We start from the raw sequence: 1,310 nt of genomic DNA on the forward strand, positions 1-1,310 counted from the left end.
ATGACTAGTCCTGGTATAGGTTGACACCTTTTCAGGTTAAAACCCCCGATGCACTGCATCGGGGGTTTTGTATTTTAGTGACAGGTGTGGACGTTCCCTGTTGTAGTACCGTACTGATTCACCCACCATTTTTTTTGCCTGCTTCAGATCTGCAGGCCGGCTCAGAAGGAACTCCGTCTTCAGGATGCCGTTCACACGTTCCGCAAGCGCGTTCTGGTAACAGTCATATCCATCTGTCATTGAGCATTCCAGCCCATGCTTTTCATGAACGGCCTGGTACATGCCTGAACAGTACTGTAGTCCCCGGTCTGAGTGATGGATGAGCGGAGTCGCTGTCTTTCGTTTTCTCAGCGCATTCTTCAGTGCTTTTACAACGTGCACGGTATGAAGGCTTTCATGAACGTTATACCCGACTATCTTCCGTGAACAGGCATCCGTGACCAGACTTACATACACCATTCCTGCCTGCGTTGGCAGATAAGTGATGTCTGCCACCCAGACCTGTTCCGGTTTCAGCGCCATCACCTTTCCTGCTCCCGGTTTCAGCCGGTTAGGATGCCTGTAAAACCGGTGATGACTGTTCGTGGTTTTGTGGTATGCCCGTCGCGGCACGACCAGCATACGTGCCTGACGTAGGAGGCTAAACAGACTGTCACGTCCGATATGAAGTTGCGGTTCAGATTCCGCACTGAGGATGTGATGTAGCTTTCGCGTGCCCAGCCGCGGCATATGAAGGCGGATATCCTGAACGCGGGCAAGAATAATCGCATCCTGTTCTGTTTTACGTCTTTCCCGCTCGCATCCCTGATACCACGCCTGACGGCTGAAGCCCATAAAGCGGCAGACCTGCGTAACGGTCAGGCGCTTCGTTTGTTTTTGCGTGATAAGGTAGTTAACTGCTTTTTTGTCAGCGTTACTCCGAACTCAGTGTTCAGCACTCTGACTACCGACTCGAAAAAGTCAGCTTTCAGTTCGGCTTCAGCCAGTTGCTGCTCCAGTTCTTTAATTCGCTGCTCGGGCGTCAGGGGATGGGATTGTGTCATGCTGCCCCCGGAATGAAGGAAGGTTCGGGCAGAAGTCCGCCAGTCGAGCTGCCCGTATTTGCGCAGCCATTTCAGAACGGTAGAAGCGCCCTGAATACCGTATCGGTCCTGTGCCTGGATATAAGTCATTTCGCCTTTTTCAATCTGCTCCACGACCGCTAATTTAAAGGATAGAGGATAATCACGCTGGGTGCGTTTAACGTACTGACTCATCACATTCTCCTCAGAAAACTGAGAAAAAGTGTCAATGCTATTCAGGACGGGTCA

General features: G+C 51.2%; 1 protein-coding gene. It reads right to left on the reverse strand.

Annotation, left to right across the window (positions count from 1 at the left end; genetic code table 11):
- Positions 1-36 precede the first annotated feature (36 nt).
- Positions 37-1,256 (reverse strand): IS3 family transposase gene (locus tag LBW88_RS26440; protein ID WP_224935655.1). Its coding sequence is split into 2 segments (ribosomal slippage): positions 37-906 and positions 909-1,256, totalling 1,218 coding nucleotides; the frame shifts between segments, so codons are not numbered across the junction.
- Positions 1,257-1,310: the final 54 nt, after the last annotated feature.

It is taken from the genome of Pantoea sp. alder81 (assembly GCF_020179835.1).
GTDB lineage: Bacteria > Pseudomonadota > Gammaproteobacteria > Enterobacterales > Enterobacteriaceae > Pantoea.